18 protein-coding genes and 3 tRNA genes are annotated in these 20524 nt (G+C 56.1%); 18 read left to right on the forward strand and 3 right to left on the reverse strand.

Features of this window, described 5'->3' with window-relative positions; genetic code table 11:
- Nucleotides 1-8 precede the first annotated feature (8 nt).
- Together asd and rsgA are read right to left on the reverse strand one after the other, a co-directional pair.
- A complete protein-coding gene (gene asd, locus KGP25_RS02370) occupies nucleotides 9-977 on the reverse strand; it encodes an archaetidylserine decarboxylase (protein WP_023293460.1) in 969 nt (322 codons plus the stop codon).
- Between the two features lie 97 nt (nucleotides 978-1074).
- Complete coding sequence (gene rsgA / locus KGP25_RS02375; RefSeq protein WP_008502927.1) at nucleotides 1075-2127, reverse strand: small ribosomal subunit biogenesis GTPase RsgA; 1053 nt, start codon at nucleotides 2125-2127, stop codon at nucleotides 1075-1077.
- Between the two features lie 107 nt (nucleotides 2128-2234).
- On the opposite strand from rsgA, the gene orn reads away from it, so the two are divergent.
- The 4 genes from orn to KGP25_RS02395 all read left to right on the forward strand — a co-directional run bounded on the left by orn (nucleotide 2235) and on the right by KGP25_RS02395 (nucleotide 3276).
- Entirely contained in the window at nucleotides 2235-2780 is a 546-nt protein-coding gene (gene orn, locus KGP25_RS02380) for an oligoribonuclease (protein WP_063622716.1), read from the forward strand.
- A 196-nt stretch (nucleotides 2781-2976) separates the two neighbouring features.
- Nucleotides 2977-3052, forward strand: a tRNA-Gly gene (locus tag KGP25_RS02385).
- A 36-nt stretch (nucleotides 3053-3088) separates the two neighbouring features.
- Nucleotides 3089-3164 (forward strand) — tRNA-Gly (locus tag KGP25_RS02390).
- 36 nt (nucleotides 3165-3200) lie between these two features.
- Nucleotides 3201-3276 (forward strand) — tRNA-Gly (locus KGP25_RS02395).
- A gap of 270 nt (nucleotides 3277-3546) precedes the next feature.
- On the opposite strand, the gene queG is transcribed toward KGP25_RS02395, so the two are convergent.
- The gene (gene queG, locus KGP25_RS02400) at nucleotides 3547-4686 is read right to left on the reverse strand and encodes a tRNA epoxyqueuosine(34) reductase QueG (RefSeq protein WP_223539902.1); all 1140 of its coding nucleotides are present in this window, start codon (nucleotides 4684-4686) and stop codon (nucleotides 3547-3549) included.
- Here queG and nnr point away from each other — a divergent pair.
- From nnr to rlmB, 14 genes are all read left to right on the forward strand, one after another.
- Entirely contained in the window at nucleotides 4685-6208 is a 1524-nt protein-coding gene (nnr, locus tag KGP25_RS02405) for a bifunctional ADP-dependent NAD(P)H-hydrate dehydratase/NAD(P)H-hydrate epimerase (RefSeq protein ID WP_223539903.1), read from the forward strand. The two genes, queG and nnr, sit on opposite strands and share 2 nt — an antisense overlap.
- On the forward strand, nucleotides 6201-6662 hold the full coding sequence (tsaE, locus tag KGP25_RS02410; RefSeq protein WP_013095283.1) for a tRNA (adenosine(37)-N6)-threonylcarbamoyltransferase complex ATPase subunit type 1 TsaE: 462 nt from the start codon (nucleotides 6201-6203) through the stop codon (nucleotides 6660-6662). The genes nnr and tsaE overlap by 8 nt, the downstream gene beginning before the upstream one ends.
- Nucleotides 6663-6678: 16 nt before the next feature.
- Nucleotides 6679-8019, forward strand: a complete 1341-nt coding sequence (gene amiB / locus KGP25_RS02415; protein WP_048225274.1) for an N-acetylmuramoyl-L-alanine amidase AmiB — start codon at nucleotides 6679-6681, stop codon at nucleotides 8017-8019.
- A 9-nt stretch (nucleotides 8020-8028) separates the two neighbouring features.
- Nucleotides 8029-9873 (forward strand): DNA mismatch repair endonuclease MutL, encoded by a 1845-nt coding sequence (gene mutL, locus KGP25_RS02420; protein ID WP_223539904.1) that lies wholly within the window; start codon nucleotides 8029-8031, stop codon nucleotides 9871-9873.
- Entirely contained in the window at nucleotides 9866-10816 is a 951-nt protein-coding gene (gene miaA / locus KGP25_RS02425; protein ID WP_047073328.1) for a tRNA (adenosine(37)-N6)-dimethylallyltransferase MiaA, read from the forward strand. The genes mutL and miaA overlap by 8 nt, the downstream gene beginning before the upstream one ends.
- 85 nt (nucleotides 10817-10901) lie before the next feature.
- Nucleotides 10902-11213, forward strand: a complete 312-nt coding sequence (hfq, locus tag KGP25_RS02430) for an RNA chaperone Hfq (RefSeq protein WP_008502919.1) — start codon at nucleotides 10902-10904, stop codon at nucleotides 11211-11213.
- Nucleotides 11214-11287: 74 nt separating this feature from the next.
- Nucleotides 11288-12568, forward strand: a complete 1281-nt coding sequence (gene hflX / locus KGP25_RS02435) for a ribosome rescue GTPase HflX (protein ID WP_023310136.1) — start codon at nucleotides 11288-11290, stop codon at nucleotides 12566-12568.
- A 56-nt stretch (nucleotides 12569-12624) separates the two neighbouring features.
- Nucleotides 12625-13884 (forward strand): FtsH protease activity modulator HflK, encoded by a 1260-nt coding sequence (hflK, locus tag KGP25_RS02440; protein WP_045907965.1) that lies wholly within the window; start codon nucleotides 12625-12627, stop codon nucleotides 13882-13884.
- Between the two features lie 2 nt (nucleotides 13885-13886).
- A complete protein-coding gene (gene hflC / locus KGP25_RS02445; RefSeq protein WP_008502916.1) occupies nucleotides 13887-14891 on the forward strand; it encodes a protease modulator HflC in 1005 nt (334 codons plus the stop codon).
- A gap of 71 nt (nucleotides 14892-14962) precedes the next feature.
- Nucleotides 14963-15160, forward strand: a complete 198-nt coding sequence (locus KGP25_RS02450) for a DUF2065 domain-containing protein (protein ID WP_003855996.1) — start codon at nucleotides 14963-14965, stop codon at nucleotides 15158-15160.
- 104 nt (nucleotides 15161-15264) lie between these two features.
- Nucleotides 15265-16563, forward strand: a complete 1299-nt coding sequence (locus tag KGP25_RS02455) for an adenylosuccinate synthase (RefSeq protein ID WP_006178975.1) — start codon at nucleotides 15265-15267, stop codon at nucleotides 16561-16563.
- Nucleotides 16564-16755: 192 nt separating this feature from the next.
- A complete protein-coding gene (gene nsrR, locus KGP25_RS02460) occupies nucleotides 16756-17181 on the forward strand; it encodes a nitric oxide-sensing transcriptional repressor NsrR (RefSeq protein WP_010427492.1) in 426 nt (141 codons plus the stop codon).
- Between the two features lie 38 nt (nucleotides 17182-17219).
- Entirely contained in the window at nucleotides 17220-19661 is a 2442-nt protein-coding gene (gene rnr / locus KGP25_RS02465; RefSeq protein ID WP_048027861.1) for a ribonuclease R, read from the forward strand.
- A 66-nt stretch (nucleotides 19662-19727) separates the two neighbouring features.
- Complete coding sequence (gene rlmB / locus KGP25_RS02470) at nucleotides 19728-20459, forward strand: 23S rRNA (guanosine(2251)-2'-O)-methyltransferase RlmB (protein ID WP_223539905.1); 732 nt, start codon at nucleotides 19728-19730, stop codon at nucleotides 20457-20459.
- Nucleotides 20460-20524: the final 65 nt, after the last annotated feature.

Here is a 20524-nt window from a genome sequence, read left to right on the forward strand (position 1 = left end):
TTCTGTTGTTAGCCTTCGTCTTTTTTGTCGTCAACCAGCGGGCTGGCGTCGTGCTCGGCCTGGATCTCTTCTTGTGACAGCGGAGCCGGTTCTGCCTCTGGCGTCACGAAGGTTTCAGTAGAGACCGCCAGCGGCTGGCCCAGCTTTGTCACCGACAGGCTTTCAAGCTGTTCAGCCAGCTTCACTTTGCCCGGCGCAAACAGGTTGATCACGGTGGAGCCCAGCTTAAAGCGACCCATCTCCTGGCCTTTCAGCAGGGCCACAGAGCCTTCCGCTTCACCGGCAGGCCAGGTCCAGCGTTTGATCACGCCTTCGCGCGGTGGGGTAATGGTGCCAGCCCAGACGGTTTCGATGCTGCCGACGATGGTCGCACCGACCAGAATCTGTGCCATAGGGCCGAATTCAGTATCAAACAGGCAGATGACGCGCTCGTTACGGGCAAACAGGTTTGGCACGTTCTGCGCGGTGAGGTGGTTCACGGAGAACAGATCGCCCGGGACGTAAATCATTTCACGCAGGATGCCGTTACACGGCATGTGCACGCGGTGGTAGTCGCGCGGTGACAGATAGGTGGTGGCAAAGGTACCGTTGCGGAACAGATCCGCCATCAGGTAGTTACCCGCCAGCAGCGCTTCCAGGCTGTAGTTATGGCCCTTCGCCTGCAGAATTTTGTCGTCTTCGATGTTACCCAACTGACTGATCACGCCATCTGCCGGCATCACCAGGACGTTAGGGTCGGTGTTCACCGGACGCACGTCGTCACGCAGCGGGCGCACGAAGAATTCGTTGAAGGTGCGGTAGCTGGCGGTATCCGGCTTCTGCGCCTCTTTCATATCGACCTTGTAATATTTTACGAAAAGGTCGATGACCAGTTTGGTCAGCCAGCCTGCGCGTTTGCTCGCGCCCCAGCCCGCCAGGCGAGTGAGCCACAGTTTTGGCAGAATGTATTGAAGCGAAAGTTTAAATGCGTTTAACAAGGTAGCCTCCAGGCCATTGTTTTGTCGTTCCTGATCCGGCGTTAAGCCGCCGGAACCTGAAAAAAGGGGACGATTTTAGCGATGCTTAGCTTAGTTGTCAGTTATCAGAATCAGAAAAGTTTTTACGCGTTTTTACCTGATCCATGCTCTCAAGAATACGGTGGTAATTCTCGAAGCGGGTCTCCGCAATTTCGCCTTTCTCAACCGCTTCACGGATAGCGCAGCCTGGGTCGTTATCGTGTTTACAGTCGCGGTACTTGCAAGCGCCTAAATAATCATGGAATTCGACAAATCCGTTAAAGATTTGTTCCGGCTCCAGGTGCCATAAACCGAACTCTCGCACGCCCGGGGAGTCAATGACATCGCCCCCATGCGGGAAGTGATACAGGCGTGACGCGGTAGTGGTGTGCTGGCCCAGGCCCGAGACATCAGAGACATCGTTGGTGAGGATCTCTTGCTGGAGGCCAAGCAGGTTGTTCAGCAGGCTCGATTTGCCCACGCCGGACTGGCCTGCAAAGATGCTGATGCGATCGGTAAGCGCCTCTTCCAGCGGTTTCAGGCCATCTTTGGTGTAGCTGGAGACCATCAGGACGCGGTAGCCAATCTTGCGATAGATATCCATCTGCTCATTGACGAAGGCCATTCCGTCGTCGTCCAGCAGATCGATTTTGTTCAGCACGATAATCGGCTCAACCTGCAGCGTTTCGCAGGCGACGAGGTATCGGTCGATAATATTGAGCGACAGTTCGGGCAAAATCGCCGATACGATAACAATCTGGTTAATGTTGGCGGCAATCGGTTTGACCCCGTCGTAGAAATCGGGACGGGTTAACACGGACGTGCGCTCATGGACCGCTTCAACGATACCTTTTACCGTCACGCCTTCCGCCGCCTCTTTACCCGGCCGCCAGACGACGCGGTCGCCGGTAACCAGAGAACGAATGGTCCGGCGGATGTTGCAGCGGTGAATCGCACCATCGGCGGATTCCACGTCAGCGTGCATACCGAAACGGCTGATGACTACGCCTTCCGTTGGGTCGCCAAACAGGTTGTCGTCGTAATCGACCTTCTCCGCAGTGGTTTTAAGACGGCGCTGGTGATTGGCATTCACGCGGCGCTGCTGCCCTTTGGAGAGTTTATTTTTACTCAATCGCACTGGCTCCTGGTCGCCCGTAGGGGGCAAAACCTCTATGATACACTCTAATTAATACTAGTTAACCTGCTACTGCCGGTTATGCGAGAAGGGTGGAAAATAACATGAGCGCGGATGAAAACAACCTGATTTGGATCGATCTCGAAATGACCGGGCTGGATCCCGAGCGCGATCGCATCATTGAAATTGCAACCCTGGTGACGGACGCCAACCTGAATATCCTGGCGGAAGGGCCAACGATAGCGGTGCATCAGTCCGATGACCAGCTGGCGTTGATGGATGAGTGGAACGTGCGTACCCACACCGGCAGTGGTCTGGTGGAGCGCGTGAAGGTGAGCACCATGGGTGACCGTGAGGCGGAGCTGGCGACGCTTGAGTTTCTGAAACAGTGGGTTCCGGCGGGCAAATCGCCTATCTGTGGGAATAGCATCGGCCAGGATCGTCGTTTCCTGTTTAAGTACATGCCGGAGCTGGAGTCTTACTTTCACTACCGCTATCTGGATGTCAGCACGCTGAAAGAGCTGGCGCGTCGCTGGAAGCCTGAAATCCTCGACGGCTTTAAAAAGCAGGGGACGCATCAGGCGATGGACGATATCCGAGAGTCCGTGGCGGAGCTTTCCTACTACCGCGAAAACTTTATTAAGCTGTGATTTTGAGATCCGGCGCCTTGCGTGGCCGGGTTTTTGTCGTTAAATTGTTCAGCTTGCCGATTAAATAAGCATTTGAACTGAATTTCGAAAAAATCGCTTTAAGGGGGGTTGCAGCTAAAAGGATTTCTCGTATAATGCGCCTCCCGTAACGACAGAGAATTACACGTTACGACAGCAACAAAAGCAGTGCAGATTTGCGGGAATAGCTCAGTTGGTAGAGCACGACCTTGCCAAGGTCGGGGTCGCGAGTTCGAGTCTCGTTTCCCGCTCCAAAATTTGAAAGTGCTTCCACAGCACAGACTGCCCAAGCGGGAATAGCTCAGTTGGTAGAGCACGACCTTGCCAAGGTCGGGGTCGCGAGTTCGAGTCTCGTTTCCCGCTCCAAAATTTGAAAGTGCTTCCACAGCACGGACCACCCAAGCGGGAATAGCTCAGTTGGTAGAGCACGACCTTGCCAAGGTCGGGGTCGCGAGTTCGAGTCTCGTTTCCCGCTCCAAATTCTTCTTTATCTCTAAAATATCCATAGCGAAAAGCGTCGCTGGGGACGTTTTCTATTGTCTCTGAAATACTCTTGTGAACAGAGTTATCCACAGAAACTGCGCTTAACCGAAACAGGGTTAAAACTTAGCAGGGTGAATAATATCTTTATAACGCACTGTATTTACAGTATAAAATTTGATTTCAAAATGTTATTGAGATCACTTGACCTCATCTCCAGACCAGATGGCGCTTGAGTTTGTAATTTTATTCACAGGGTGTGAATAGTTCAGGCATCCCGCGGAAGCCCTTTCTCAATCACCCTCACCAGACGCTGTTTCTTCGGTAGCTGCACCTCGACCACGCAGGCATTACGCTTGTCTATCTGCTGCGCAATCGCCCATTCTATGTGTTCATCAAGAAGTGGGTGCTCACCTCGACGGCTTTCAAGCGCCCGAATATTGGCTTCATCCCACGGGGCATTCCCCAGCGCGACGGCGACATTTCGCAGCCAGCGCAGATGGCCGATACGGCGAATAGCCGAACCCTCTGTCACTTTCAGGAACCAGGCCTCGGACCAGGCGAACAGCTCAATAAGCGGCGGGGCATGGAGCGCCTTACGCGGGTTGAAATCTTCTTCATCAGTAAGCTGCGAATAGCGGTTCCATGGGCAGATGAGCTGGCAATCGTCGCAGCCGTAGATGCGGTTGCCGATAAGCGGTCGAAATTCCTCTGGAATGGCCCCTTCCAGTTCGATAGTCAGGTAGGAGATACAGCGGCGCGCATCAACGGTGTAGGGCTCAACGATGGCGCCGGTAGGGCAGATGGTCATACAGGCCACGCAGCGGCCACAGCCTTCCTCTACCGGGCCGTCTACCGGCAGCGGTAAATCGATCAGCAGTTCACCGAGGAAGAAGAACGATCCGGCGTCGCGGCTAAGGATAAGTGAGTGCTTACCTGTCCAGCCAAGCCCGGCTTTTTCGGCGATCGGACGCTCAAGAATAGGCGCGGAATCGACAAAGGGTCTAAAATTCAGCGAAACACAGTGCTGCTGAATAGTTTCCCCGAGTTTTTTTAAACGGTTACGCAGAAGCTTATGGTAATCACGTCCCAGGGCGTACCGGCTAACGTAACCCAGCGAGGGGTCTTTTAGCGTGCGCGCAAAGGCCGCGTTGGCGGGCAGATAATTCATGCGCACGCTGATGACGCGTAATGTGCCCGGCAAAAGCTCGTGTGGACGGGCGCGCATCATGCCATGACGCGCCATCCACTCCATTTCGCCGTGGTATTGTTTGTCCAGCCAGGCCTGCAGTTTCGGCTCGCTGGCGGAAAGGTCGGTATCGGTAATGCCCACCTTCTGGAAGCCAAGCTCAGCACCCCACTGTTTTATTTTTTGCGCTAATTCATTGAGATCGAGGGACTGTGACATGACGGACCATACGGTGAAGAAAAACCCCGCAAGTATACCACATTCCATCTGGCATGCGGATGACCTCCGGCGCGCCGAAAAAGAGGCCGCAGACAGCCTCGGGATTACCCTGTATGAACTGATGCTGCGCGCGGGTGAGGCGGCGTTTGACGTTGCCCGAAGCGCCTTCCCGCAGGCGGCTCACTGGCTAATTCTGTGCGGGCACGGCAACAACGGCGGTGATGGCTACGTCGTTGCCCGTCTCGCGGTGGCTGCGGGTATCCGCGTGACCTTGCTGGCTCTCGAAAGTGATAAACCGCTGCCGGAAGAGGCCAGCGCGGCGCGGGAGGCATGGCTGAACGCAGGCGGTGTGATTCATGCGCCTGATATCGTCTGGCCAGAGGATGTTGATCTGATTGTTGACGGGCTGCTGGGCACCGGGCTGCGCAGCGCGCCGCGCGAAAACGTTGCCGCGCTTATTGAACACGCGAACAGACATTCCGCGCCGGTAGTCGCCCTGGATATTCCCTCTGGACTGATGGCACAAACCGGCGCGACGCCGGGGGCGGTGATTCAGGCGGCACATACGGTGACCTTCATCGCCCTCAAGCCGGGGTTACTGACCGGCAAAGCGCGGGATGTCGTCGGCGTGTTGCACCACAGTGCGCTGGGGCTGGAGAGCTGGCTCGCCGGGCAGGAAACGAAACTGTCACGCTTTGACGCCTCGCAGCTCCCAGCGTGGCTCCCGCCGCGCCGGTCGACGTCCCATAAGGGCGATCACGGCAGGCTGGTCATTGTGGGCGGCGACCACGGTACGGCAGGTGCGATTCGCATGACCGGTGAAGCGGCTTTGCGCAGCGGCGCCGGATTAGTGCGAGTGCTCACTCGCATTGAGAATATTGCGCCAATCATCACTGCCCGACCGGAGTTGATGGTCCATGAGCTTACGCTTCAGACGTTAGAGGAAAGCCTCGAATGGGCGGATGTGGTGGTGATCGGTCCCGGGCTTGGACAGCAGGCGTGGGGTAAACAGGCCCTGCAAAAGGTCGAGAATTTTCGCAAACCGATGCTGTGGGATGCCGACGCGCTTAACCTTCTGGCAATAAACCCGGATAAGCGTCACAATCGCATTCTGACGCCACACCCCGGCGAAGCCGCGCGGCTGCTTAACTGCAGCGTGGCAGAAATTGAAAGCGATCGCTTACTTTCTGCTCAGCGTCTGGTAAAACGTTACGGAGGTGTTGCTGTTTTAAAAGGGGCGGGAACCGTTGTCGCCTGTGACGAGACGGAGGGCATTATTGATGCCGGAAATGCGGGCATGGCGAGCGGCGGCATGGGCGATGTGCTTTCCGGCATCATCGGCGCATTGCTTGGACAGAAACTTCCCCTTTATGATGCAGCCTGCGCGGGCTGCGTGGCCCACGGCGTTGCGGCAGATAAACTGGCTGCGCGTTACGGTACACGCGGTATGCTGGCCACCGATCTCTTTTGCACGCTGCGGCGTGTTGTTAACCCGGATGTGATTGACGTAGAAAATGACTAATCGAGCGATTCCTTTACCTGATGAACAAGCCACTTTAGAACTCGGCAAGCGCGTGGCGCAGGCCTGTCAGGGGGCAACCGTCATTTATCTGTATGGTGATTTAGGTGCGGGTAAAACCACCTTCAGCCGGGGTTTTTTACAGGCGTTAGGGCATAACGGGAATGTGAAAAGCCCAACCTACACGCTGGTAGAACCGTACACCCTTGAAAATCTCATGGTGTACCACTTCGATTTATACCGCCTTGCGGATCCTGAGGAGCTGGAATTTATGGGGATCCGTGATTATTTTGCCAATGATGCCATCTGCCTGGTGGAGTGGCCGCAACAAGGTGCGGGTGTGCTGCCTGACCCGGATGTCGAAATTCACTTAGATTACCAGGCACAAGGGCGTGAGGCACGCATCAGTGCTGTTTCCTCATCAGGCAGTTCCTTACTGGCGCGACTGGCCGGTTAAGCGTAGGGATGACGGGATGATAAATCGCGTTAAAGGTTGGTTGTTTGCTGCCACCGTGCTGCTGTGCGCGCAGGCCGGGGCGGCAAACCTCTCAGATATTCAGGTCTCGAACGGCGAAAGCCAGGCCCGGATCACGTTCAGCTTTATGGGCGATCCTGAGTATGCGTTTTCACAGCCAGACAGCCACAGCGTGGCGCTGGATATCAAACAGACAGGCGTGATCCAGGGACTCCCGCTGCAGTTCAGCGGCAACAACCTGGTGAAAAGTATCCGTTCGGGTACGCCGCAGGATAGCCAGTCGTTACGCCTGGTGGTCGATCTGACCGAAAAGGGCAAAACGAAGGCGGTGAAGCAGCAAAACGGGGCGAACTATACGGTGGTCTTTACCATCAATGCCGATGTCCCGCCACCGCCTCCACCGCCGCCGGTCGTTGCGAAACGCGTCGAAGAACCGGTGTATACGCCGCGTCCTGCTGAACCTGCGCGTAATCCGTTTAAATCGCAGAACGATCGCATCACTGCGGCAACCAGCAGCAATACGGTAACGCGTCCGGCAGCGAGTGCGCGCCGTACAGCGGCCAGCGGTGACAAAGTGATTATCGCCATTGATGCGGGTCACGGTGGACAGGACCCGGGTGCGATTGGCCCGGGGGGGACGCAAGAGAAAAATGTCACCATCGCCATTGCCCGTAAGCTGCGTGCGCTGCTCAACGACGACCCTATGTTCAAAGGCGTGTTGACCCGCGACGGGGATTACTTCATTTCGGTGATGGGGCGTTCGGACGTTGCACGTAAGCAGAATGCGAACTTCCTGGTCTCCATCCACGCGGATGCTGCGCCAAACCGTAACGCGACCGGCGCCTCGGTATGGGTACTCTCGAACCGTCGCGCCAACAGCGAAATGGCCAACTGGCTGGAAGAGCATGAGAAGCAGTCCGAACTGTTGGGCGGCGCGGGCGATGTGCTGGCAAACAGCCAGTCAGACCCGTATCTCAGCCAGGCGGTGCTGGATTTACAATTCGGTCATTCTCAGCGCGTCGGGTATGATGTCGCCACTAACGTATTGAACCAACTGCAAAGTATTGGCGTGCTGCATAAGCGTCGTCCTGAACATGCCAGCCTCGGCGTTCTGCGCTCGCCAGATATCCCGTCCATCCTTGTAGAGACGGGCTTTATCAGTAACAACGGTGAAGAGCGTCTGCTGGGAAGCGACAGCTATCAGCAGCAAATTGCCGAAGCGATTTATAACGGTCTGCGTAAATACTTTGATGCCCATCCGCTGCAGTCTGCGCCACAGAGTGGCGCAGGCCAGACGGCCAGCGCAGCGCTGCCGGGTGAGATGACCGCGACCAACTAAGGAGAATTCATGCCGATTCAGGTTCTGCCGCCGCAGCTTGCGAACCAAATCGCCGCCGGTGAGGTGGTGGAACGTCCTGCGTCGGTCGTGAAGGAGCTGGTGGAAAACAGCCTTGATGCGGGCGCGACCCGTATTGATATTGATATCGAGCGCGGTGGCGCGAAGCTTATCCGCATTCGTGATAACGGCTGTGGCATAAAAAAAGAGGAGCTGGCGCTGGCGCTGGCCCGTCACGCCACCAGTAAAATTGCTTCTCTGGATGACCTGGAGGCGATTATTAGCCTCGGCTTTCGCGGTGAAGCGCTGGCCAGTATCAGCTCGGTTTCGCGCTTAACGCTGACCTCCCGTACCGCCGAACAGCAGGAAGCCTGGCAGGCGTACGCCGAAGGGCGCGATATGGATGTAACGGTCAAACCCGCGGCGCACCCTGTCGGCACGACGCTTGAAGTATTAGATCTCTTCTACAACACCCCCGCCCGACGCAAGTTCATGCGTACCGAGAAGACCGAATTCGGACACATCGACGAGATCATCCGCCGTATCGCGCTGGCGCGTTTCGATGTCACCATCAACCTCAGCCACAACGGCAAGGTGATGCGCCAGTATCGCGCGGTGGCGGAAGGTGGACAGAAAGAGCGACGGCTGGGCGCCATTTGCGGGACCCCGTTTCTGGAACAGGCGCTGGCCATTGAGTGGCAGCACGGCGATCTGGCGCTGCGCGGCTGGGTAGCCGATCCGAACGCGAGCAGCGCTGCGTTTGCGGAGATCCAGTATTGCTACGTCAACGGCCGCATGATGCGCGACCGTCTCATCAATCACGCCATTCGCCAGGCCTGCGAAGACAAGCTCGGGGCCGATCAGCAGCCTGCTTTCGTGCTTTATCTGGACATCGACCCGCATCAGGTGGATGTGAACGTTCATCCTGCCAAGCACGAAGTACGATTCCACCAGTCGCGACTGGTGCATGATTTTATCTATCAGGGCGTGCTGAGCGTGCTGCAGCAGCAGGTTGAAACGTCATTGCCGCTGGAACACGCAGAACCGGCGCCACGCCCAATTCTGGAAAACCGCGTCGCGGCCGGCCGCAACCATTTTGCGGAGCCCGCCGTCGCGCGTGAACCGGAAGCGCCGCGCTTTTCCTCCGCCGGGGGAGCACCGCGTCCAACGGGTGCTAACTACCCGAATGCCCAGCCTGGCTATCAAAAGCAGCAGGGCGCGTTGTACCGCAAACTGCTGGAAACGCCGGCCGTGGAGCGTAAAACATCTATTCCGGCGCCTCAGCCTTCTCTGGACGGCCACAGCCAGAGTTTTGGTCGTGTGCTGACGATCATCGCGCCGGATATGGCGCTGCTGGAGCGTGACGGTAAATTGATGCTTCTGGCACTGCCGGTGGCTGAACGCTGGCTTAAACAGGTGCAGCTCACGCCGGGCGAAAATGCCGCCTGTGCGCAGCCGCTGTTAATTCCGGTTCGCCTGAAAATATCCCCTGATGAAACAAGGGTATTGCAGCGCGCCGAGGCGCAGCTGGCGCAGATGGGGATTGAAACTGTGCTCGAACCGCAACATGTGACAATTCGTGCAGTGCCTTTACCCTTACGCCAACAAAATTTACAAAACTTGATTCCTGAACTGATAGGCTACCTGGCGCAGCAAACAGCGTTTGATGCCGCTAACACCGCGCAGTGGATCGCCCGTCATCTGGCAAGCGAACACACGCCGTGGAGTATGGCACAGGCCATTAGCGTGCTGGCGGAGGTGGAACGTCTCTGTCCGCATCTGGTGAAAACGCCGCCGGGTGGATTATTACAACCTGTTGATTTACAAACGGCGATGAACGCCCTGAAACATGATTGATGTAAGTAAGGCGAGCCTGCCTAAGGCAATTTTTTTAATGGGCCCAACGGCCTCCGGCAAAACGGCGCTCGCCATTGAGTTGCGTAAAGTTTTGCCTGTAGAGTTGATTAGCGTCGACTCCGCCCTCATTTATCGGGGGATGGACATCGGCACGGCGAAGCCTGACGCAGAAGAGCTGCGTGCGGCACCGCACCGTTTGCTGGATATACTCGACCCGGCTCAGGCTTACTCCGCAGCGGATTTTCGCCGGGATGCCTTAGCCGAGATGGCCGAGATAACGGCGGCGGGGCGTATACCGCTGTTGGTTGGCGGAACCATGCTCTACTTCAAGGCGCTGCTGGAGGGGTTATCACCTCTGCCATCCGCGGACCCGGAAGTAAGAGCGAAAATTGAGCAGCAGGCGGCAGAGCAGGGTTGGGACGTTTTGCATCAGCAACTGGCGGAGATTGATCCGGTTGCCGCAGCACGGATCCATCCAAATGATCCGCAAAGGCTTTCCCGGGCACTGGAAGTTTTTTTCATTTCGGGTAAAACTTTAACGGAACTGACGCAAACGTCAGGAGACGCTCTGCCGTATCAGGTGCATCAGTTCGCCATCGCCCCGGCGAGCCGTGAACTGCTCCATCAGCGAATTGAGCAGCGTTTTCATCAGATGTTAGCTTCAGATTTTGAAGCAGAAGTGCGGGCGTTATTTGCCCGTGGAGATTTGCATACGGACATGCCTTCCATTCGTTGTGTGGGATACCGCCAGATGTGGTCGTATCTTGAAGGTGAGATTTCATACGATGAAATGGTTTATCGAGGTGTTTGCGCCACGAGACAGTTAGCGAAGCGCCAGATCACCTGGTTGCGCGGTTGGGAAGGGGTTCACTGGTTAGACAGTGAAAAACCACAACAGGCGTTAAACGACGTGATTGAGGTTGTTGGTGATATCGCTCACTGAATGTGTACAATTGAGACGTATCGTGCGCAATTTTTCAGAATCGCAAGGTTCTAAGTACAAAACAAGCATATAAGGAAAAGATAGAATGGCTAAGGGGCAATCTTTACAAGATCCGTTCCTGAACGCATTGCGTCGGGAACGTGTTCCAGTTTCTATTTATTTGGTGAATGGTATTAAGCTGCAAGGTCAGATTGAGTCTTTCGATCAGTTCGTGATTCTGTTGAAAAACACGGTCAGTCAGATGGTCTACAAGCACGCTATTTCTACTGTTGTTCCGTCCCGTCCGGTATCTCATCACAGCAATAACGCTGGCGGCGGCACAGGTAGTAACTACCATCATGGCAGCAACGCGCAGGGTTCTTCAACGCCAGCGCAGGACAGCGACGAGACCGAATAAGGTTTCGCACTGTTATCCACACGGGGAGCCAGGGATCCTGCGTTCCCCGCTGATCTTTTTAGAGAGGTTTACGCTTGTTTGACCGTTATGATGCCGGTGAGCAGGCGGTGCTGGTACACATCTATTTTTCGCAAGACAAAGATATGGAAGACCTCCAGGAGTTTGAATCTCTGGTCTCTTCCGCCGGTGTCGAAGCAATGCAGGTGATTACCGGTAGCCGTAAAGCGCCGCACCCAAAGTATTTTGTTGGTGAAGGTAAAGCAGTCGAAATTGCGGATGCCGTAAAAGCAACCGGCGCGTCAGTCGTGTTGTTTGATCATGCGCTGTCTCCAGCCCAGGAGCGCAACCTGGAAGCTCTCTGCGAATGCCGTGTTATCGATCGCACGGGATTGATTTTAGACATTTTTGCTCAGCGTGCACGTACCCACGAAGGGAAACTGCAGGTTGAGCTGGCGCAGCTGCGCCATCTGGCAACGCGTCTGGTGCGTGGCTGGACACACCTTGAAAGACAAAAAGGCGGGATTGGTTTGCGCGGCCCGGGTGAAACCCAGCTCGAAACCGACCGTCGTTTGCTGCGTGGCCGAATTACCCAGATCCTCTCACGTCTGGAAAGGGTTGAGAAACAGCGTGAGCAGGGGCGTCGGGCACGAACCAAAGCCGACATCCCAACGGTGTCGCTGGTGGGGTATACCAACGCCGGTAAATCCACCCTGTTTAACCAGATAACCGAGGCCCAGGTTTATGCCGCAGACCAGCTGTTTGCGACCCTGGACCCTACGCTGCGCCGTATTGACGTCGCAGACGTCGGTGAAACGGTGCTGGCGGATACCGTAGGGTTTATCCGTCACCTGCCGCATGACCTGGTGGCGGCATTCAAGGCCACCCTGCAGGAGACGCGACAGGCGACGCTGCTGCTGCACGTGATTGATGCGGCAGATGTGCGCGTGCAGGAGAACATCGACGCGGTGAACGTGGTGCTCGAAGAGATCGACGCCCACGAAATTCCCACGCTGTTGGTCATGAACAAGATCGATATGCTGGACGATTTCGAACCGCGTATCGACAGAGATGAAGAGAACAAACCGATTCGGGTCTGGCTTTCTGCCCAGACCGGTATTGGTGTGCCACTGCTTTTCCAGGCTTTGACAGAACGTCTTTCCGGTGAGGTAGCTCAGCACACGCTGCGACTGCCGCCACAGGAAGGCAGGCTGCGCAGCCGGTTTTATCAGCTTCAGGCGATAGAAAAAGAGTGGATGGAGGATGACGGCAGCGTGGGGATGCAGGTGCGTATGCCGATCGTTGACTGGCGTCGCCTCTGTAAACAAGAACCTGCGCTGGTCGACTATATCGTCTGATCAGAAAGGGGATGCCTGAATAATTCGCCCTTGCATAACAAATATGGAGCATATACATGGCGTGGAATCAGCCCGGTAATAACGGACAGGACCGCGACCCGTGGGGAAGCAGCAATAATCAAGGCGGCAACTCTGGGGGAAATGGCAACAAAGGTGGTCGCGAGCAGGGGCCGCCGGATCTGGATGATATCTTCCGCAAGCTGAGCAAAAAGCTTGGTGGTCTTGGCGGAGGTAAAGGTTCTGGCTCAGGTGGAAATTCTACCCAGGGGCCGCGCCCGCAAATGGGTGGCCGCGTAGTGGGTATTGTTGCCGCTGCAGTGGTAATCATCTGGGCTGCTACCGGGTTCTACACCATTAAAGAAGCGGAACGCGGTGTGGTGACCCGCTTCGGTAAGTTCAGCCATCTGGTTGAGCCGGGCCTGAACTGGAAACCGACCTTCATTGACGACGTGACTGCGGTCAACGTGGAATCCGTCCGTGAACTGGCCGCCTCTGGCGTGATGCTGACCTCTGACGAAAACGTCGTGCGCGTTGAGATGAACGTGCAGTACCGCGTAACCGATCCTGAGCGTTATCTGTTTAGCGTGACCAGTGCCGATGACAGCCTGCGTCAGGCGACCGACAGCGCCCTGCGTGGTGTGATCGGTAAATACACCATGGACCGCATTCTGACCGAAGGTCGTACCGTTATTCGTAGCGATACCCAGCGTGAGCTGGAAGAGACCATTCGTCCGTACAACATGGGTATTACCCTGCTGGACGTCAACTTCCAGGCTGCCCGTCCGCCGGAAGAGGTAAAAGCGGCCTTTGACGATGCGATTGCTGCACGTGAAAACGAACAGCAGTACATTCGTGAAGCAGAAGCCTATACCAACGAAGTTCAGCCGCGTGCTAACGGTCAGGCGCAGCGTATTCTGGAAGAAGCGCGTGCGTATAAGACCCAGACCATCCTGGAAGCACAGGGTGAAGTGGCTCGCTTTGCGAAGATCCTGCCTGAATATAAAGCGGCGCCGGAAATTACCCGTGAGCGTCTCTATATCGAGACCATGGAAAAAGTGCTGAGCCACACCCGCAAAGTGTTGGTTAACGACAGTAAAGGCGGAAACCTGATGGTGCTGCCGCTGGATCAGATGCTGAAAGGCGGTTCTGCTCCGGCAGCAAAAGACAACAGCGGTGCGAACAACCTGCTGCGTCTGCCGCCATCCTCAACGGGCAGCGCCAGCACGAACACAACGCCTTCTTCGAACGATGGTGACATTATGGACCAACGCCGTGCTAACGCGCAGCGTAACGACTACCAGCGTCAGGGGGAATAAGGATGCGTAAGTCAGTTATTGCGATCATCGTCATCGTACTGGTCGTGCTTTATACCTCGATCTTTGTGGTGAAAGAGGGCGAGCGTGGGATTAAGTTCCAGTTCAGCAGCGTCGTGCGTGATGGCGACAAACGTCCGGTCATTTACGAACCGGGCCTGCACTTCAAGGTGCCGTTCATTCAGTCTGTGAAAACGCTGGATGCGCGTATCCAGACCATGGATAACCAGGCCGACCGTTTCGTGACCAAAGAGAAGAAGGACCTGATCGTTGATTCCTATATCAAATGGCGCATCAGTGATTTCAGCCGTTACTTCCTGGCAACGGGCGGCGGTGACGTTTCTCAGGCGGAAGTGCTGCTGAAACGTAAGTTCTCTGACCGTCTGCGTTCCGAGATTGGTCGTCTGGATGTGAAAGACATCGTGACCGACTCCCGTGGGCGTCTGACCCTGGAAGTTCGCGATGCGCTGAACTCCGGCACCGCGGGCACGGAAGATGAAGTTTCAACGCCAGCAGCTGACGATGCAATTGCCAAAGCGGCTGAACGCGTTCAGGCGGAGACCAACGGTAAAGTACCGGTGATCAACCCGAACAGTATGGCTGCGCTGGGTATCGAAGTGGTGGACGTGCGTATCAAGCAGATCAACCTGCCGGTGGAAGTGTCCGAGGCGATTTACAACCGTATGCGCGCCGAGCGTGAAGCGGTCGCCCGTCGTCACCGTTCACAGGGCCAGGAAGAGGCGGAGAAGCTGCGTGCTGCTGCGGACTACGAAGTGGCCAAGACGCTGGCAGAATCTGAGCGCCAGGGCCGTATCCTGCGCGGTGAAGGTGATGCGGAAGCCGCGAAACTGTTTGCTGATGCCTTCAGCCAGGATCCTGACTTCTATGCCTTTATCCGTAGCCTGCGTGCTTACGAGAATAGCTTCCAGAGCAACCAGGATGTGATGGTGCTCAGCCCGGACAGCGATTTCTTCCGTTATATGAAGACGCCGACTAACGCAACGCGATAAACTCAGGCTCGTTTGAGTATTCAAACCACCGCTCCCCACGGAGCGGTGGTTTTCTTTTATAAGGAACAAAAATGAATTCAACGATCTGGCTCGCGCTGGCCCTGGTTCTGGTGCTGGAAGGTCTGGGACCGATGCTCTATCCACGCGCCTGGCGTCGAATGATCGCCACCATGAGCCAACTGCCGGATAATATTTTACGTCGTTTTGGCGGCGGTCTTGTGGTTGCGGGCATCGTGATCTACTACATGTTGAGGAAAACGATTGGCTGATCAAAAAGTAGGCGCAATCGGCGTATTTTGAGGTCAAAAAGTGCTGTATATCTGAAAAAGCGATGGTAGAATCCATTTTTAAGCAAACGGTGATTTTGAAAAAAATGGGTAACAACGTCGTCGTACTGGGCACCCAATGGGGTGACGAAGGTAAAGGGAAGATTGTTGATCTTCTGACTGAACGGGCTAAATATGTTGTGCGCTACCAGGGCGGTCACAACGCAGGCCATACTCTCGTAATCAACGGTGAAAAAACCGTCCTCCATCTTATTCCATCAGGCATTCTTCGCGAAAACGTCACCAGCATCATCGGTAACGGCGTTGTGCTGTCTCCAGCGGCGCTGATGAAAGAGATGAAAGGTCTGGAAGACCGTGGTATCCCTGTTCGTGAGCGTCTGCTGCTCTCCGAAGCCTGCCCGCTGATCCTGGATTATCACGTGGCGCTGGACGTTGCGCGTGAGAAAGCACGTGGCGCGAAAGCGATCGGCACCACCGGTCGTGGTATCGGCCCGGCTTACGAAGATAAAGTTGCACGTCGCGGTCTGCGCGTGGGCGACCTCTTCGACAAAGCGACCTTCGCTGAAAAGCTGAAAGAAGTGATGGAATATCACAACTTCCAGCTGGTGAACTTCTACAAAGCTGACGCTGTTGACTACCAGAAAGTGCTGGATGACGTCATGGCGATTGCAGACATTCTGACCGGTATGGTTGTTGATGTGTCCGATCTGCTGGACCAGGCGCGCAAGCGTGGCGATTTCGTCATGTTCGAAGGTGCGCAGGGTACGCTGCTGGACATCGACCACGGTACCTATCCGTACGTAACCTCCTCTAACACCACCGCGGGTGGCGTGGCGACCGGCTCTGGCCTGGGTCCACGTTATGTGGATTACGTTCTGGGTATCATCAAAGCGTACTCCACTCGCGTGGGTGCGGGTCCATTCCCGACCGAACTGTTTGATGAAACCGGCGAGTTCCTGTGCAAGCAGGGTAACGAGTTTGGCGCGACCACCGGTCGTCGTCGTCGTACCGGCTGGCTGGATGCGGTTGCCGTGCGTCGTGCAGTGCAGATCAACTCCCTGTCTGGCTTCTGCCTGACCAAGCTGGACGTACTGGACGGCCTGAAAGAAGTGAAAATCTGCGTAGGCTACCGTATGCCAGATGGCCGCGAAGTGACCACCACTCCGCTGGCTGCTGACGACTGGGAAGGCATTGAGCCAATCTACGAAACCATGCCGGGCTGGTCTGAGACCACTTTCGGTGTGAAAGAGCGTAGCGGCCTGCCGCAGGCGGCGCTGGATTACATCAAGCGTATTGAAGAACTGACCGAAGTGCCGATCGATATTATTTCTACCGGCCCGGATCGTACTGAAACGATGATCCTGCGCGACCCGTTCGACGCATAATCTTCGTGACTGCTGGCCTGCGGGGAGACCCGTAGGCCGGATAAGCGTAGCGCCATCCGGCGACCGCTCCTGGATCTCCGCTTTTTCGCCCCGTCTGTCAAATAAATTAGCCGCTAACTATCTGGCTGGTTTATCATCATTAATGAATATCTCTGCGGTTTGTCCGCGATTTCCCTTTTTCCTGAGGTTGATGTGCAGTTAACAAGTTTCACCGATTACGGCTTACGCGCGCTGATCTACATGGCGTCGTTACCCGATGGGAAAATGACCAGTATCTCTGAAGTCACAGAGGTCTACGGCGTATCCCGTAATCATATGGTCAAAATAATCAATCAACTTAGTCGTGCCGGATACGTTGCTGCCGTCCGCGGGAAGAATGGTGGGATCCGTCTTGGTAAACCGGCACAGAGTATTCGTGTTGGCGATGTGGTACGTGAACTGGAGCCGCTCTCTCTGGTGAACTGCAGCAGCGAGTTCTGCCACATCACGCCCGCTTGCCGCCTGAAACAGGCGCTTTCTAAGGCCGTGCAAAGTTTTCTCATGGAACTGGATAACTACACGCTGGCCGATTTGGTTGAAGAGAATCAACCGCTTTATAAATTATTGCTGGTGGAATGAAGAAAATTTCCACCGGAGCTGACAACGGAGGAACCGACATGTCACACGATCCTTTCCAGGAACGCGAAGCCGAAAAATACGCGAATCCTATCCCCAGCCGCGAGTTCATCATTGAACACTTAACAAAACGCGAAAAACCCGCCAATCGTGAAGAACTTGCTGTTGAATTAAACATTGAAGGTGAAGAGCAAATTGAAGCCCTTCGCCGCCGCCTGCGCGCGATGGAGCGTGACGGGCAACTGGTCTTTACCCGCCGCCAGTGCTACGCGCTGCCAGAACGCCTCGATCTGCTGAAAGGGACCGTCATTGGTCACCGCGATGGCTTCGGCTTCCTGCGCGTGGAAGGCCGTAAAGACGATCTGTATCTCTCATCTGAACAGATGAAAATGTGCATCCACGGCGACCAAATTCTGGCGCAGCCGCTGGGCGCTGACCGTAAAGGCCGCCGCGAAGCGCGCGTCGTGCGCGTGCTGGTGCCAAAAACCAGCCAGATTGTCGGCCGCTACTTTACCGACGCGGGCGTGGGGTTCGTGGTGCCGGACGACAGCCGTCTGAGCTTCGACATCCTGATCCCACCTGAAGAGGTGATGGGTGCCCGCATGGGCTTTGTGGTGGTGGTGGAACTCACCCAGCGCCCAACCCGTCGCACCAAAGCGGTAGGTAAAATCGTCGAAGTGCTGGGCGATAACATGGGCACCGGCATGGCCGTTGATATGGCGCTGCGCACCCACGAAATTCCGTACATCTGGCCGAAAGCGGTTGAAGAGCAGATCGAAAGCCTGCGTGAAGAAGTGCCGGAAGAATCCAAAGTGGGCCGCGTGGATCTCCGCTCCCTGCCGCTGGTCACGATCGACGGTGAAGACGCCCGCGACTTCGATGACGCCGTCTACTGCGAGAAAAAACGCGGTGGCGGCTGGCGTCTGTGGGTAGCGATTGCAGACGTAAGCTACTATGTTCGTCCGCACACCCCGCTGGATAACGAAGCGCGCAGCCGCGGTACCTCGGTCTACTTCCCGTCGCAGGTTGTACCGATGCTGCCGGAAGTGCTCTCTAACGGTCTGTGCTCCCTCAACCCGCAGGTTGACCGCCTCTGTATGGTGTGCGAGATGACCATCTCCAACAAAGGGCGCTTAACCGGCTACAAGTTCTACGAAGCGGTGATGAGCTCGCATGCGCGTCTGACCTATACCAAGGTCTGGCATATGCTGCAGGGCGACCAGGATCTGCGCGAACAGTACGCGCCGCTGGTCAAACACATCGAAGAGCTGCATAACCTCTACAAAACGCTGGATCAGGCGCGCGAAGAGCGCGGCGGGATCTCCTTTGAGAGCGAAGAGGCGAAGTTTATCTTCAACGCCGAGCGCCGCATTGAGCGTATCGAACAGACCCAGCGTAACGATGCGCACAAGCTGATCGAAGAGTGTATGATTCTGGCGAATATCTCGGCGGCACGCTTCGTCGAAAAAGCCAAAGAACCGGCGCTGTTCCGTATTCACGATAAACCGTCGACGGAAGCCATCACCGCGTTCCGCTCCGTGCTAGCCGAACTGGGCCTGGAGCTGCCGGGCGGCAACAAGCCAGAGCCGCGCGATTACGCCGAGCTGCTGGAATCCATTAGCGATCGTCCTGATGCAGAAATGCTGCAGACGATGCTGCTGCGCTCAATGAAGCAGGCGATTTACGATCCGGAAAACCGCGGTCACTTCGGCCTGGCGTTGCAGTCTTACGCCCACTTTACGTCGCCGATCCGTCGTTACCCTGACCTCTCTCTGCACCGTGCGATCAAGTATCTGCTGGCACAGGAGCAGGGACATAAAGGGAACACCACCGAAACCGGTGGCTATCACTATTCGATGGAAGAGATGCTGCAACTGGGTCAGCACTGCTCCATGACCGAACGCCGTGCCGATGAAGCCACCCGCGACGTGGCGGACTGGCTGAAGTGTGACTTTATGCTGGACCAGGTGGGTAACGTCTTCAAAGGCGTGATTGCCAGCGTGACCGGCTTTGGCTTCTTCGTTCGTCTGGACGAGCTGTTTATCGACGGTCTGGTGCATGTCTCCAGCCTGGATAACGACTACTACCGCTTCGACCAGGTCGGCCAGCGTCTGATCGGCGAATCTGGCGGCCAGACCTATCGTCTGGGCGACCGTGTGGAAGTGAAGGTTGAGGCCGTGAATATGGACGACCGTAAAATCGACTTCAGCCTGATCTCCAGCGAGCGCGCCCCGCGTAACGTCGGTAAAACCGAGCGCGAAAGAGCGAAAAAAGGCGGAAACGGCAAAACGAGCGGCAAGCGCCGTCAGGCCGGTAAGAAGGTGAACTTCGAGCCGGACAGCGCGTTCCGCGGCGAGAAGAAGCAGAAGCCGAAGGCGGCGAAGAAAGAAGCCCGTTCAGCGAAGAAACCTTCCGCGAAGACACAGAAAATAGCGGCCGCCACCAAAGCGAAGCGCGCGGCTAAGAAAAAGCAGGCGGAGTAAATTCTCCCCTCACCCTGACCCTCTCCCTAACCGGGAGAGGGGAAATACTTATTACGAGAACCATCAATGAGTGAAATGATTTACGGCATCCACGCGGTGCAGGCCCTTCTCGAGCGCGCACCGGAGCGTTTTCAGGAAGTGTTTATTCTGAAAGGGCGTGAAGACAAACGTCTGATGCCGCTGATCCACGCTCTGGAAGCGCAGGGCGTGGTGATCCAGCTGGCGAACCGCCAGTCCCTGGATGAAAAAAGTGATGGGGCGGTGCACCAGGGCATTATTGCCCGCGTGAAGCCGGGCCGTCAGTATCAGGAGAACGATCTGCCGGATCTGATCGCTGGGATGGAGAATCCGTTCTTCCTGATCCTTGATGGCGTCACCGATCCGCATAACCTCGGCGCGTGTCTGCGCAGCGCGGATGCGGCGGGCGTGCATGCGGTGATCGTGCCGAAAGATCGCTCCGCGCAGCTGAACGCGACGGCGAAGAAAGTGGCCTGCGGCGCGGCGGAAAACGTTCCGCTGATCCGCGTGACTAACCTGGCGCGCACCATGCGTCTGCTGCAGGAAGAGAACATCTGGATCGTCGGTACCGCCGGTGAAGCGGATCATACTCTGTACCAGAGCAAAATGACCGGCCGTCTGGCGCTGGTGATGGGGGCGGAAGGTGAAGGCATGCGTCGTCTGACCCGCGAGCACTGCGACGAGCTGATCAGCATCCCGATGGCAGGCAGCGTGTCCTCCCTGAACGTGTCTGTTGCGACAGGCATCTGCCTGTTTGAAGCGGTGCGTCAGCGTAGCTAATGAGTAAACTATAAAAAAAGCCACCCACTTCGGGTGGCTTTTTTTATGCCCTGGCTGGTAATATA

The sequence above is a fragment of the Enterobacter sp. JBIWA003 genome, from assembly GCF_019968825.1.
Classification (GTDB): Bacteria; Pseudomonadota; Gammaproteobacteria; order Enterobacterales; family Enterobacteriaceae; genus Enterobacter; species Enterobacter quasiroggenkampii.